Genomic DNA, 12727 nt, shown 5'->3' with positions numbered 1-12727 from the left:
TGACGGGCCGGGGCCTGCTACCGGGCGCTCCGATGCTTACCCGGACGGGACTTTCACCCGCAGGCCTGGACCAGCTTCCAGGACGCAACATGCGAACCATCATACGAACACTGTACTTGACACGAACAGCGTTCGCCACTAAAACGGTGTTCGTAGCGAACAGCGTTCGTTAATAGAACACCGTTTTTAAGGAGCCCCCCGTGACAGTCACCGCCTCAACGGCGACGACCGAGACCCAGCCCTACCGCTGGCGCTGGGTCGCACTGTTCGTGATCCTGGCCGCCGAGGTCATGGATCTGCTCGACGCGCTCGTCACCACGATCGCCGCCCCCACGGTCCAGAAGGAGCTGGGCGGCAGCGACAGCGTCGTGCAGTGGCTCGGCGCCGGATACACCCTGGCCATGGCCGTCGGTCTGATCACCGGCGGGCGTCTTGGCGACCTGTTCGGCAGGAAGCGCATGTTCGTGATCGGCGCGCTGGGCTTCACCGCCGCCTCGCTGCTGTGCGGTGTCGCGGTCAGCCCGGAGATGCTGATCGCGAGCCGGGTGCTGCAGGGCCTGTTCGGGGCCGTCATGCTCCCGCAGGGCCTGGGGTTGATCAAGGAGATGTTCCCGCCGCAGGACCTGGGCAAGGCCTTCGGCATGTTCGGCCCGGTCATGACCATCTCGTCCGTGGGCGGTCCCGTGCTGGCCGGGTGGCTGGTCGACGCCGACTTCTTCGGAACGGGCTGGCGCATGATCTTCCTGATCAACCTGCCGCTCGGCCTGGCCGCCGCGCTGGCCGCAGTGCGTTTCCTGCCCGAGTACCGCCTCTCGAACGCCACCAGGCTCGACCTCGCCGGCGTCGCGCTGGTCTCCCTGGCCTCGTTCCTGCTGATCTACCCGCTCATCCAGGGCCGCGAGCTGGGCTGGCCCGCGTGGACGTACGTGTCGATGGCGGCCTCGATCGCCATGTTCGCGATCTTCGGCCGGTACGAGTCGCGCCGCGCCAGGTCCGGCAAGGACCCGCTGGTCACGCCCGGTCTCTTCCGCAAGCGCGCCTTCACCGGCGGTCTGGTGGCCGGCCTGGCCTTCTTCTCCGGCATGATGGGCCTCGGCCTCGTCTTCAACCTCTACACCCAGCTCGGTCTCGGCTTCACCCCGCTGGAGGCCGGTCTCACCGGGCTGCCGCAGGCGCTCGGCGGCGTCGTCGGCTTCGGGCTGGCGATGTCCGGCCTGCAGGAGAGGCTGGGCCGCACCCTGCTGCAGATCGGCACCGCCGTCATGGCCACGGGCGCGGGCGGGCTCGCCCTGACCATCCACCTGGCCGGGGTCGACGTCAGCGGCTGGCAGCTCGCCCCCGCGCTCGCCTTCGTCGGCATCGGGATGGGCCTGACCATGGCGCCGTTCTTCGACATCGTGCTGGCCGGCGTCGAGCCGCACGAGTCCGGGTCCGCCTCCGGCACCCTGACCGCGATCCAGCAGCTCGGCGGCGCGCTCGGCACCGCCGTGCTCGGGACGCTCTTCTTCAACCTGCTCGCGCGCGAGTGGAGCTTCGGCTCGTCGATGCAGGTCACGGTGTGGGTCGAGGTCGGGCTGCTGGCCCTGACGTTCGCCCTGTCGTACCTGCTGCCGCGCAAGGCCAGGCCGGGCGAGGCCGGCCACTGACGCCCCGTGCCGGGACGCACCGTGAACCGGCGGCGGGAGGACTCATAGGCCCTCCAAGCGCCACCGGGCCCGAGGTTCGCCCGACAAGGTGCCGAGTGCGCCGTTCAGGACCGCGACGACGTACAACCGCCTCTCACACGGCGATGTGCCGCTCGGCCCACTGGGCGATGTCTCGACGCTCGATCGCGGCCGCCATCAGGTCGGGGAAGGCGTCGGGCGTGCACGCGAAGGCGGGCACGCCCATCGCGGCCAGCGCGGCGGCGTTCTCGTGGTCGTAGAACGGCGCGCCCTCGTCCGAGAGCGCCAGCAGCACGATCACCTGGACGCCGGCCTGCGTCATCGCGGCCACCCGGCGCAGCATCTCCTCCCTCACACCGCCCTCGTAGAGATCGCTGATCAGGATGAAGATCGAGTCGGTGGGCCGCGTGATGAGGCCCTGGCAGTAGGCGATAGCCCGGTTGATGTCGGTGCCGCCCCCGAGCTGGGTGCCGAACAGCAGCTCCACCGGGTCGTGCAACTGGTCGGTGAGGTCCACCACCGCCGTGTCGAACACCACCAGCGACGTCTTGAGCGACCGCATCGACGCCAGCACCGCGCCGAACACACTCGAATAGACCACCGAGGCCGCCATCGACCCGCTCTGGTCGATGCAGAGCAGCACCTCGCGCTGCACCGACCGCTGCCTGCGGGCATAGCCGACGAGCCGCGAGGGGACGACCGTGTTCTTCTCCGGCAGGTAGTTCTTGAGATTCGCCCTGATCGTCCGGTCCCAGTCGATGTCGGCCACCCGCTTGGGGCGGTGCGTCCTGGCCGAACGGTCGAGCGCGCCGGTCACGGCGGCCCTGGTCTTCTGGACCAGCCTGCGTTCGAGCTCGTCCACCACCTTGCGCACCACGGCCCTGGCCGACTCGCGGGCCCGGTCGGGCATGACGCGGTTGAGCGCGAGCAGCGTGCCGACGAGGTGCACGTCCGGCTCGACCGCCTCCAGCATCTCGGGCTCCAGGAGGAGCCTGGTGAGGTTGAGCTTCTCGATGGCGTCCTTCTGCATGACCTGGACGACCGTGGAGGGGAAGTACGTGCGGATGTCGCCGAGCCAGCGGGCCACGCGGGGCGCCGACGCGCCGAGCCCGCCCTCCCTGCCGCCCTGGTCGTAGACGGCCGACAGCGCGGCGTCCATCCGCGCGTCCAGGCCCTCCAGCCCGAGCCCGGTCCCGTCGGCGTCGCCGCCGCCCAGCACCAGCCGCCACCTGCGCAGGCGCTCGTCGTCGGTCATCCGGTCTCCTTTCCGAGGATCGCGAGCACGGTCGCGACGGCCACCGCCGCGCGCCGCCCGTCCACGTCCTGCTCCCCTTCCCGCCCGGCGCTCCCGGCCGAGCGGACGCGTTCGCCGATCGCCCTGCGCTCGGGCGCGGCGAACCCGCCGAACGTGCGGCGCAGCAGCGGCAGCACGTCGGTGAACTGCCCGCCGGACAGCCCCGTGAGCCACCCGTCCACCAAGCTCAGCAGCCGCGGATCGTGCACCAGCAGCAGCCCGCCGCCCGCCAGGAACCCCTCGACCCACGCCGCCGCCCTGGCCGGGACCTGTCCCCTGGACATGGCCCTGGCCATGCGGTCGCCCGGGTCGTCGAGCTCCCCCGCGTCCAGCAGGATCCTGGTCAGCCGACCCTCGATGAGCCCGTGCAGGTCCTGCCGGTCGCTGACGCCCCGCAGGGTGACCAGCCACCTGCTCCGCGGCGACGCCTCGCCCGCGCCGTCCGTCTCGAGGAGGGCGACGGCCGCCTGCACGGCGTCGACGTGTTTGAGCAGGCCCGCCGCCGCGTCGTCGTCCAGCCCCGTCACCGCGACCGGCAACCCGACGCAGATCCGCTCCAGCATCGAGCGGACGATCGCCGCCAACCCTTCGGCCGAGGTGCCGCGCACATCGCCGTAGCGGTGGGCGCGCACCATCGCGGGCAGCGCCGCCATCAGGTGCGTCACGTCGGTGTCCAGGGCCGCCCTGGCCGACAGCGCCGCCAGCACCTCGGGCAGCGCCTGCGGCAGGTCGGCCAGCAGGCACTGCTCGACCAGCGACGTCAGGTCCGCCAGGGCCGTGCGGTCCGTCGCGGCCAGGTCCGCGGCCCGCTGCGCCGCCGCCCCGGCCACGGTGGTGCCCAGGGCGGCCTGCTCGATGAGCGCCAGGTCGTGCTCGGGCCGCCACCGCAGGCCCCACGTCTCCCTGAACGTGCCCTTGCCGCGCGACTCCCCCAGCGTCCCCCATTCGACGCCGAGCAGCCCCAGCCGGTGGAGCAGGTGGCTGCGGTCGAGGTCGAGCGGCTTGCGCAGGTCGAGGTCGATCTCGCGGTCGAGCGCCTCCGGCTTGAGCCGCAGCCGCCGCTGCTGGTCGCGCAGGTCCCGCTGGAGCGGCACCATCGGGGTGCCGTCGGTGACCTGGCCGAGCCGGTCGCCGACGACCATGTGCCGCTGGATCAGCTCGACGGCCAGGTCGTCGCCCTCGCACAGCACGGCCCTGGCCGCCTCGGTGACCTCGCCGAGGCCGGCCAGGGGCCTGCCGCGCAGGGCGGCCAGGCTGTGCGCGAGGCGTACGGACTCGATGACGTGCGCGGACGACACGGCCAGCCCCTCCTCGCGCAGCACCGCGGCGGCCGCCGTCAGCCACCGCTCCACGGGCCGGTCGGGCGCGCCGAACAGGTGGTGGTACCAGCCGGGCGAGGTGATCCCCGCGCCGTAGCCGCTCCACGAGGCCAGCCGCCCGTACGTCCACGGCACCCAGGTGAGCTCGGCCTTCACCTTGGGCAGCCCGCGCAGGATCGCGTTGTCCTTCGCGGCGGGCGGGAGCGGCCCCGTCAGCGCCGGGACGTGCCAGGCTCCGCAGATCACCGCGATCCGCCCGTAGCCCTGCTTGAGCGCCTCGCGGAGGGTCTTGCGCATGTACGCCTCGCGCCTGGCCTCCCGGCCGTCCGGCTCGTAACCCTCGCGCACGGCGGCCATGGCCTCGGCGATCACCTCGAAGGGCGTGTCGCCGCGGTGCTCGACGACGTCCTCCCACCAGCGTTCGGGGTCGTCGTAGCCGGCCGCCGCGGCGAGCGAGCCGATGGGGTCGGCCCGCAGGCCGGGCGTCGCGCCCCGCTCCTCGTCCTCGGCCCGTTCCTCGTCCCGTTCCTCGGCCCGCTCCTCGTCTTCGGCCAGCGAATGGGCCGCCGGGAGGTCGCAGAAGCGCACCGGGATGCCGGCGGCCGTGCCGTACAGGATGGCCTGCCACTCGGGCGAGAACGCGGCGAACGGCCAGAACGCGGCCCGCGTGGGCGCCCCCGGCACGTGGGCCAGCAGCGCGACGGGCGGCTCCAGCTCGGGCGCGAGCGTGACGAGCGGGTCGGCCTCGGGCGGGCCCTCGATGAGGATGGCGTCGGGGCGCAGGCGTTCGAGCTCCTGCCGCACGGCGCGCGCGGAGCCCGGCCCGTGGTGCCGCACACCGAGCACCGAGACGCCCGTCCCGCCCGGGAGGATGCTCATGCGTCCTCCTTCGTCAGCCGCATGAGCACTTCGTGACCGTGTCCAATGGGTCGCTCGCTGCGCTCGCTCATGACACCTCGCGGCAGGCGCGGTAGAAGTCGCGCCAGTCGGAGCGCTCGCGCACCACCGTCTCGAGGTATTCGCGCCACACCACCCGGTCCGAGACCGGCTCCTGCACCACGGCCCCCACGATCCCGGCCGCCACGTCGGAAGGCCGCAGCACGCCGTCGCCGAAGTGGGCCGCGAGGGCGATGCCGCTGGTCAGCACCGAGATGGCCTCGGCCGTGGACAGGGTGCCGCTGGGTGACTTGACCTTGGTGCGCCCGTCCTCCGTGACGCCGGCGCGCAGCTCGCGGAACACCGTGACCACCCGCCGGATCTCGGCCAGCCCCGTCGTCGTCTCCGGCAGCTCCAGGGCCCGGCCGAGCTGGCCGACGCGGCGGGCGACGATGTCCACCTCCTCCTCGGCGGTGGCCGGGACCGGCAGCACGACCGTGTTGAAGCGGCGGCGCAGGGCGCTGGACAGCTCGTTGACGCCCCGGTCGCGGTCGTTGGCCGTGGCGATCACGTTGAAGCCGCGTTCGGCCTGCACCTCGCGGTTGAGCTCGGGGATCGGCAGCGTCTTCTCCGACAGCACGGTGATCAGCGCGTCCTGCACGTCGGACGGCATGCGGGTGAGCTCCTCGACGCGGGCGACCCGGCCCTCGGCCATCGCGCGCATGACGGGCGACGGGGTCAGCGCCTCGATCGAGGGGCCCTCGGCCAGCAGCCTGGCGTAGTTCCAGCCGTACCGGATGGCCTCCTCCGCGGTGCCGGCGGTGCCCTGCACGAGCAGCGTGGAGTCGCCGCTGATGGCGGCGGCCAGGTGTTCGGACAGCCAGGTCTTCGCCGTGCCGGGCACGCCGAGCAGCAGCAGCGCCCGGTCGGTGGCCAGCGTGGCGACGGCGACCTCGACGATGCGCCGCGCGCCCACGTATTTGGGGGTGACGCGGTCTCCGTCGCCCAAAATGTACGTGGTCACGGCCCACGGGGAGAGCTTCCAGCCGGGCGGTCTGGGCCGGTCGTCGTCCTTGACCAGGAAGGCCAGCTCCTCGGCGTACTGGTCTTCCGCGTGCGGACGCAGAACAGTCATGGGTGAAGCTCCTTGTACATGTCGGCACGGAAACGCAGCAGGGCGGCCACCTGCTGGACGGACTCCACGGGCGAGTAACTCAGCGCCAGGGGGGACAGCACCGGGTCGATGCGCTCGCCGGCCAGCTTGACCAGCTCGCCGAGGTTCCACGGCTGCGTGGTGGCCACCTTCACGATCTTGCGGAGGACGGCCGTGGCCAGGCCCTCGCGCCAGTGGGACGACACTCCGCCCAACACCATGATCAACTGGCTGTCCAAGTCATGCTTTTTCACGAAATCGGCGGCGAGTTCCTGCTGCTCGCCGGGCGGCAGCGACTCCAGGAGGTCGGCGATCGGGTCCCACCCGAACATCGCCCGCGCCCACTCCGGGTCCTTCTGCAGCACGGCGGCGCGCACCCAGGCGGCCTTCACCTCGGCGTCCCAGTCGGGGATCCTCATCGTGAGCAGCGTCGCGGGCGGGTGACCCCAGATCGACAGCGGGGCGCGGGCCAGGATCTGCTGCAGCCACCAGGCCCGCTCGCCGATGCCCCTGGGCGGCTTGGGGCGGATGCCGTCGCGCTCCATGGCCTTGTCGCAGGCTCGGGGGGCCTCGACGGCGATGACCTTCCGGGAGACGGTCACGCAGGCCCGCGCCCGTTCCGCCATGCGCTGGGACATGCGCGACCCGGGGAGGCGGGTCAGGAGGTTGGCGGCGGCCTGGCGGACCTCGCGACGGCGGTCGTCGAGCGCGCTCTCCAGGAACGGCTCGTCGTCCATGCTCAGCCCGTCGGCCAGCACCTCCACGAACTCGGCCCGGTCGTCGGGCGTCTCGCGCTCCCACGTGCTCTCCAGCAACCGCCGGGCCTGCGCGGGATCGGCCTGCCTGAGCGTGCGCAGGTGCGCCCGCCGGTCCGCGGCGCCGCCCAGCTCCCAGGTCTCCCCGGTCGGCTCCTCCAGGAGGTAGTCCCAGGCGGGATTGAGCCCGGCCAGCCACCGACCCCGCTGCCCGGCCAGAACGCCCAGATGCACCCGGATCGAGCGGTCCCGCCGTCCCCTGTCCAGCAGCTCGGGCAGCACGTACGGCGGCACCCTCCGGCCGGTGGCGGCGGCCGCGGCCAGCCATTCGGGCAGCAGCCGCTCGTGCTCGCCCCCCATGATCCGCACCAGCCGCTCCGCCGCCCGCCTCCCCACGGCCGCCCGCTCCTCACCAGGAGCAACCTGAGCTCCGGCAGACGCGCCCCGGTCCTCGGAAGATGCGCCCTGAGCCTCCTGTGGTGCGCCGGCGCCGGTCTTCCGCCCGGCTCTCCTGCGCGCCACCTCCACGGCCGCGTCATCGAGCAGATCGCCCTGGTACGGCCTGCGATCCGTCCCCACGAGCGCCGTCGAGGCGAGCTCCTCCCAACCGGTCACAGGATCACCGCCGTTCCTTCGTCGTCCCAGGTGGTCAGGGGCCGCAGCCCGCGCGGCGTCCACTCGGCGGCCACGGTGACCGGACGCCCGCCGGAGACGGCGATCAGCCGCCACGGGTCGCGTGCCGCGCGATGCAGCGGCAGTCCGCCGATCGAGTCGCGCCCCGGGATCACCCCGGCCAGCACGAGCGGCCAGGACTCGGTCCAGGGGTCCTCGCCCAGCGCCCTCGCCACCTCGTCGAGCGCCTCCTCCGGAGACACCCCGGGCGGCGTCCCTCCGGGCAGCACCGCTCCGGCGACGTCGCCCACCCCGGAGCCCCGCCGGCCGGCGGCATCCCCGCCGGACCCGTCCGGGGCGACACCATCCGCGTCTGAGCCGTATCGCACGGCGCCGTCCGCGCCGGAGCCCTGCCGGGCGGCGGCATCCCCGTCGGAGCCGTCCCGGGCGATGCCGTCCGCGTGGGTGCCGTGTCGGGTGGCGACCAGGGCCCGCAGGGGGGCGGCGCCCGGGTAGTACGTGAGATCGGCCTCGATCGTCGTCCCCGTGACCAGGGAGGCGTCCAGCGGCTGCCCCTGCGGCGCGAACGACAGCACGAGAGCCGCCCGCCCGCTGCGGCGCCCCCGCAGCCAGACCTTCCGCGAGGTCAGCCGGTCCTGCTCCTCGTCCCGCCTGCCCAGCACGTCCCACCGGTCCCGCACCACGGGCCCGGCCAGCACCTCTTCCTTGGCGACGGGAAACCCGACCCGGCTCAGCACGGTCTCGGCCAGCGGCCCGGGCAGCTCCGCCCGCCGCCGGTAGGCGACGGCGAGCAGGTGGATCAGCGCGTATTCCTCCAGCAGCCGCCCCGGCCAGTCGTCCCCCGCCCGGACCCGGACCAGCCTGGACACGACCCCCGCGACGCCGGGCGCCTGAGCGTCGATGAGCCGCTTGGCCAGCCCCTCCCATTCGTGCTCGGCGGCCCTGGCCAGCCCCTGCCGCACCTGGTCGTCGAGCCAGCGCTCCAGCTCGCTCAGCCCGGCGGCGACGCGCCCGTGGCGGACGGACTCCGCGCCCGCCCGCGACGATCCGCCGGACCGCCCGGCGCCGGGAGCCCCGCCGTCGTCCTCACCCGAGGACACCTCGGCGGTCTTCTTCGCGCGGGCGGCCTCGATCTTGGCCGCCTCCTTGGCGGCCCGCTCGGCCCGCGCCTCCACCCACTCGGTCACCCACTGCGGCGCGCCCTCCTCGGCGGGCACCCCGTCGGCCGCCCACAGGAGCAGCAGCCCGAGCGCGTGCTTGCACGGGAACTTCCGGCTCGGGCAACTGCACCGGTAGGCGGGCTCGGTCAGGTCGACGCAGGCGAGGTAGGGCTTGGCGCCGCTGCCCTCGCACTCGCCGTACACGACCGTGCCCGTCGTGCCGCACACCGACCATTTACCAGGCGCCGCCACCTTCTGCGCGGCCGAGCGCGACGCCGCGTCCGGGGCCAGGGCGAGCACCTGATCACGGCTCCACCGTTCGATCACCTGCCGCAGACTAGCCACCTCCACCGACATTTCGCGCCCCGTCCGCGAGATGCCCATCGACCGGAATTGAACCACCCATCTTGTCCCGATTTATCGGCATAAACTCTCCCAGGTGGAGTTGCGTACCTACCCCGACGGCCCGCCCATCCAGGTCCCCGACGAGGCGGCGGCCCTGGCCAGCCCGCTCGACGGGCAGCTCGTCCTGGACGGGAACCGCTTCCTGCGCAGGGACGTGACCGGCGCCCCGGTGGCGTTCGTCGAGCGCCCGCCCGTCGCGGCGGCCCTCGACCTGCTCCCTCACCCTGAGGGCGGCTGGTTCAGGGAGACGTGGAGATCGTCCGTGACCTTCCGCCCGGACGGGTACCCCGGCCCGCGGGCCGGCGCCACGGGCATCTACTTCCTGCTGCACCCGGGCGAGGAGTCGGTCCCGCACATGGTCAGGTCGGACGAGGTCTGGCTGTGGCACCGCGGCGGCCCGCTGAGCCTGACGATCGGCGACTCCGTGCTCACGCTGGGGCCCGACGTGGAGCGGGGCCAGGTGCCCCAGGCGATCGTGCCCGGCGGCGTGTGGCAGTCGGCCCGCCCGGCCGCCGACGAGGCGGTGCTGGTGAGCTGTATCGTGTCCCCGGGCTTCGATTTCGCCGACTTCACGGCTTAGCAAAGCCGGTATATAGGAGCCATGCCAGGCGGGGATCTCACCCCACTCCGCGACCAGGAGCACCTGGTCACGCTGGGCCTGGACCGTTGCGACCGGTTGCCCGACCTCACCCCGCTCACGCGGTTGCCCCGGCTCCGGACGTTGCGTCTCCTGGACACGGCCGACGAGATCGACCTCAGCCTCTTCACCGGCCACCCCGGCCTCGACGTGATCCTCAGGACCGGTCAGCGGGTCGCGAACGAGCGGCTGCTCCCCCGCACGATCAAGATCAGGCGCCTTTGACAGGCCACTCGCCGCCGCCGAAAACGGCTGGGGTAACGTCGGCTCTCTCCCCGCACGATCAAGCCGCACGATCAAGGAGAGACGCATGGTCCACAAAGCCGTCATCCCCGTGGCCGGCCTCGGCTCCCGGCTGCTGCCGCTGACCAGGGCGCTGCCCAAGGAGATGCTGCCGATCGGCGACAAGCCCGTCATCGAGCACACCATCCGCGAGCTCGTGGACTCCGGCATCGACGAGATCACCATCGTCACCTCGTCCCGCAAGGACCTCATCCAGCGGCACTTCGCCCCCGACGCCGACCTCGAGCTCCAGCTCCGCGCCGCCGGCAAGGACGAGCTGGCCGACGCGGTGGCGGAGCTGTCGTCGCTGGCCCACATCACGTACCTGTACCAGAACGGCCCCTACGGCAACGGCACGCCCGTGCTCAACGCCGCCCGCGTCATCGGCGACGAGCCGTTCATGGTGCTGTGGGCCGACGACGTGTTCGTGGCCGAGGTGCCCAGGGCCAAGCAGCTCAAGGCCGCGTACGACGCCACCCGCGCCCCCGTGCTGGCCCTGATGCCGATGGCCGTCGAGGACGCGTCGCGCTACGGCGTGCCGATCGTCAAGGAGGACCTCGGCGGCGGCCGCCTGCTGATCTCCGGGCTGGTGGAGAAGCCGTCCCCCGAGCAGGCCCCCTCGCGGTACGCCGCCATCGGCGGCTACGTCGTCACGCCGGGCGTCATCGAGGAGCTCCAGGAGCAGACGCGCAGGTGGCACGAGAACCCGCAGGGCGAGATCTACCTCACCGACGCCCTGCACCGGCACGCGGCGGACCACCCGGTGTACGGGCAGGTGATCGACGGCACCTGGTGGGACACGGGTTCGCCGCTCAACTACCTCAAGGCCCAGTTCGCCGCCGCGCTCGCGCATCCGAGGTTCGGGCCGGAGTTGCGCGAACTCGCCCGGGAGAGCGGCTGACTCCTTGGGTTTCTTCCGGCGAGATGATTGTCTGACCGAAGGAACTATGAGGAGGACACCGGTGAGCCGTCAGATCGTTTCCATCGTGGGTGGCAAGGAGACGGGAAGCGCCACCACGTACCCGTCGACCAACCCCTCCCGCCCCGGCGAGGTCGTGGCCCACGTCGGGCTGGCCGATGCCGGCACGTTCGCCGCCGCCTGCCGCACCGCCAAGGAGGCCCAGCGCGAGTGGGCCAAGGTGCCCGCGCCCGTGCGCGGCCGGGTGATCGCCTCCATCGGCCGGCTGGTCGAGGCCAACACCGAGCGGCTGGCCCGCCTGGTGACGGAGGAGATCGGCAAGCCGTACGCCGAGGCTCTCGGCGAGGTGCGGGAGATCGTCGACACGTGCGACTTCTTCCTGGGCGAGGGCCGCAGGCTGTACGGGCAGACGGTCCCGTCGGAGATGCCGGACAAGAACCTGTTCACGTTCCGGAACCCGATCGGCGTGGCGGCGGTCGTCACCGCGGGCAACTTCCCGGTCGCCGTCCCCTCGTGGTACCTGGTCCCGGCGCTGCTGTGCGGCAACGCCGTCGTCTGGAAGCCCGCCGAGTACGCCGCCGCCTCCGCGCACGCCCTTTACCAGCTCTTCGCGGCGGCCGGGCTGCCCGACGGCGTGCTGAACATCGTGTTCGCCGACGGCGCCGCGACGTTCGAGGGTCTGGAACAGGCCCTTGGCGAGGGGAGCGTGCAGAAGGTCGGGTTCACCGGCTCCAGCGAGGTGGGCAGGAAGATCGGCGAGCTGACCGGCCGGCACCTGCAGTCGGCCTGCCTGGAGCTGGGCGGCAAGAACCCGATGGTGATCATGCCGGACGCCGATCTCGACCTGGCCGTGGAGGGCGCGCTGTTCTCCGGCTTCGGCACGGCCGGTCAGCGCTGCACCAGCCTGGGCACGGTGATCGTGCACGAGAGCGTGCACGACGAGTTCGTGGAGCGGTTCGCGCGGGCCGTGCGCGAGGCCAGGATCGGCAACCCCGAGGAGGACGTGCTGGCGGGCCCGCTGCTCGACCAGAAGTTCGCGGATCGGTACGAGGAGTACCTGACCTGGATCCAGCCCCACCACAAGGTCGTGTCCGGAAATATCGGGAAAATCACGAAGGACAGCCCGCACCGCGACTTCGACGGCGACAGCGGTGGGGGCCTCTACTACCACCCGGTGATCGTGGACGGCGTCCGGCCCACCGACCGCCTCTTCCTGGAGGAGACGTTCGGCCCGATCGTCGGCGTGACCACGTTCAGCACCCTCGACGAGGCCGTCGAACTGGCCAACCTGCCCGGCTACGGCCTGTCGAGCTCCATCTACACCACCGACCCGCAGCACGCCTTCCGCTTCCGCGAGGGCATCTCGGCGGGCATGGTCAGCGTCAACAACTCGACCTCGGGCGCCGAGGCCCACCTCCCGTTCGGCGGCAACGGCAAGTCCGGCAACGGCAGCCGCCAGTCCGGCATGTGGGTGCTCGACCAGTTCACCCGCTGGCAGGCGATGAACTGGGACCATTCGGGCCGCCTGCAGAAGGCCCAGATGGACGTCGCAGAAATCGAGCCCGATCTGGCCTTCCGCCTGCCATGATCGATCTCGTCTCGATACGAGAACGGGCCCCTCGGCGACGAG

At 72.4% G+C, this 12727-nt stretch carries 10 protein-coding genes; 5 read left to right on the top strand and 5 right to left on the bottom strand.

The window, feature by feature from the left end:
* The first annotated feature begins 200 nt into the window (after window positions 1-200).
* Entirely contained in the window at window positions 201-1646 is a 1446-nt protein-coding gene (locus ACIBQ1_RS49710; RefSeq protein ID WP_397288887.1) for an MFS transporter, read from the top strand.
* A gap of 133 nt (window positions 1647-1779) precedes the next feature.
* Here ACIBQ1_RS49710 and ACIBQ1_RS49705 read toward each other — a convergent pair whose 3' ends face one another.
* The 5 genes from ACIBQ1_RS49705 to ACIBQ1_RS49685 all read right to left on the bottom strand — a co-directional run bounded on the left by ACIBQ1_RS49705 (window position 1780) and on the right by ACIBQ1_RS49685 (window position 9181).
* Complete coding sequence (locus tag ACIBQ1_RS49705; protein ID WP_397288885.1) at window positions 1780-2919, bottom strand: VWA domain-containing protein; 1140 nt, start codon at window positions 2917-2919, stop codon at window positions 1780-1782.
* A complete protein-coding gene (locus tag ACIBQ1_RS49700; protein WP_397288883.1) occupies window positions 2916-5156 on the bottom strand; it encodes a DUF5682 family protein in 2241 nt (746 codons plus the stop codon). Before ACIBQ1_RS49700 ends, ACIBQ1_RS49705 begins: the two co-directional genes overlap by 4 nt.
* A 67-nt stretch (window positions 5157-5223) precedes the next feature.
* Complete coding sequence (locus tag ACIBQ1_RS49695; RefSeq protein ID WP_397288881.1) at window positions 5224-6288, bottom strand: AAA family ATPase; 1065 nt, start codon at window positions 6286-6288, stop codon at window positions 5224-5226.
* A complete protein-coding gene (locus tag ACIBQ1_RS49690; protein WP_397288879.1) occupies window positions 6285-7676 on the bottom strand; it encodes a DUF5691 domain-containing protein in 1392 nt (463 codons plus the stop codon). Before ACIBQ1_RS49690 ends, ACIBQ1_RS49695 begins: the two co-directional genes overlap by 4 nt.
* Entirely contained in the window at window positions 7673-9181 is a 1509-nt protein-coding gene (locus ACIBQ1_RS49685) for an SWIM zinc finger family protein (RefSeq protein ID WP_397288877.1), read from the bottom strand. The genes ACIBQ1_RS49690 and ACIBQ1_RS49685 overlap by 4 nt, the downstream gene beginning before the upstream one ends.
* Before the next feature lie 112 nt (window positions 9182-9293).
* Between ACIBQ1_RS49685 and ACIBQ1_RS49680 the strand changes: the two genes are divergently transcribed.
* The 4 genes from ACIBQ1_RS49680 to ACIBQ1_RS49665 all read left to right on the top strand — a co-directional run bounded on the left by ACIBQ1_RS49680 (window position 9294) and on the right by ACIBQ1_RS49665 (window position 12685).
* Entirely contained in the window at window positions 9294-9839 is a 546-nt protein-coding gene (locus ACIBQ1_RS49680; protein WP_397288875.1) for a cupin domain-containing protein, read from the top strand.
* Window positions 9840-9860: 21 nt separating this feature from the next.
* Window positions 9861-10121 carry a hypothetical protein gene (locus ACIBQ1_RS49675; protein WP_397288873.1) on the top strand — a complete coding sequence of 87 codons (261 nt, stop codon included), beginning with the start codon at window positions 9861-9863 and terminating at the stop codon, window positions 10119-10121.
* A gap of 85 nt (window positions 10122-10206) precedes the next feature.
* Entirely contained in the window at window positions 10207-11079 is an 873-nt protein-coding gene (locus tag ACIBQ1_RS49670; protein ID WP_397288871.1) for a UTP--glucose-1-phosphate uridylyltransferase, read from the top strand.
* A 61-nt stretch (window positions 11080-11140) separates the two neighbouring features.
* Window positions 11141-12685, top strand: a complete 1545-nt coding sequence (locus ACIBQ1_RS49665) for an aldehyde dehydrogenase family protein (protein WP_397288869.1) — start codon at window positions 11141-11143, stop codon at window positions 12683-12685.
* Window positions 12686-12727 lie beyond the last annotated feature (42 nt).

The organism is Nonomuraea sp. NPDC050153 (assembly GCF_044460125.1).
Lineage (GTDB): Bacteria > Actinomycetota > Actinomycetes > Streptosporangiales > Streptosporangiaceae > Nonomuraea.
Note: the sequence above shows the minus strand (reverse complement) of the source record. Positions and strands in the feature narration are given on the sequence as shown.

Excerpts from the sequence above, each read along its gene's own strand:
- ACIBQ1_RS49700 (WP_397288883.1), bottom strand. The coding sequence starts at position 5,156 with ATGAGCATCCTCCCGGGCGGGACGGGCGTCTCGGTGCTCGGTGTGCGG.
- ACIBQ1_RS49705 (WP_397288885.1), bottom strand. The coding sequence starts at position 2,919 with ATGACCGACGACGAGCGCCTGCGCAGGTGGCGGCTGGTGCTGGGCGGC.
- ACIBQ1_RS49695 (WP_397288881.1), bottom strand. The coding sequence starts at position 6,288 with ATGACTGTTCTGCGTCCGCACGCGGAAGACCAGTACGCCGAGGAGCTG.
- ACIBQ1_RS49675 (WP_397288873.1), top strand. The coding sequence starts at position 9,861 with ATGCCAGGCGGGGATCTCACCCCACTCCGCGACCAGGAGCACCTGGTC.
- ACIBQ1_RS49670 (WP_397288871.1), top strand. The coding sequence starts at position 10,207 with ATGGTCCACAAAGCCGTCATCCCCGTGGCCGGCCTCGGCTCCCGGCTG.